This window comes from Pseudomonas frederiksbergensis (genome assembly GCF_003732665.1).
GTDB lineage: Bacteria > Pseudomonadota > Gammaproteobacteria > Pseudomonadales > Pseudomonadaceae > Aquipseudomonas > Aquipseudomonas frederiksbergensis_G.
In genome coordinates, this window is sequence record NZ_MOBP01000146.1 from 1 (window position 1) to 398 (window position 398).

Consider the following 398-nt stretch of genomic DNA (forward strand, 5'->3'; position numbering starts at 1 on the left):
GATCGACAATGACTCCGGAAGTCGCGGTAGACCTGTTTCGCGAAGCGCTCTGGCTGACCACCATGATGGTGGCGGTGCTGGTGGTGCCCAGCTTGTTGGTGGGCCTGATGGTGGCCATGTTCCAGGCTGCCACCCAGATCAACGAACAGACCCTGAGCTTCCTGCCGCGCCTGCTGGTGATGCTGGTGACCCTGATTGTCGCCGGGCCCTGGCTGGTGCAAACCTTCATGGAATACATCCGTCAGTTGTACGGCAGTATTCCGCAGTTGATCGGCTGAGCCCATGTCCCTGCTGGCGTTGACCGACACCCAGATCGGTACCTGGGTGGCGAGCTTCATGTTGCCGCTGTTCCGGGTCACCTCGCTGCTGATGGTGATGCCGGTCTTCGGGACCACCCT

Annotated in this window: 1 protein-coding gene and 1 pseudogene; both read left to right on the forward strand. The window is 61.1% G+C overall.

Features of this window, described 5'->3' with window-relative positions; translation table 11 throughout:
- Nucleotides 1-8: 8 nt before the first annotated feature.
- Nucleotides 9-278, forward strand: a complete 270-nt coding sequence (gene fliQ / locus BK665_RS33545) for a flagellar biosynthesis protein FliQ (RefSeq protein ID WP_011059988.1) — start codon at nucleotides 9-11, stop codon at nucleotides 276-278.
- Nucleotides 279-282: 4 nt separating this feature from the next.
- A pseudogene (locus BK665_RS33550) lies at nucleotides 283-398 on the forward strand (flagellar biosynthetic protein FliR); the annotation flags it as partial.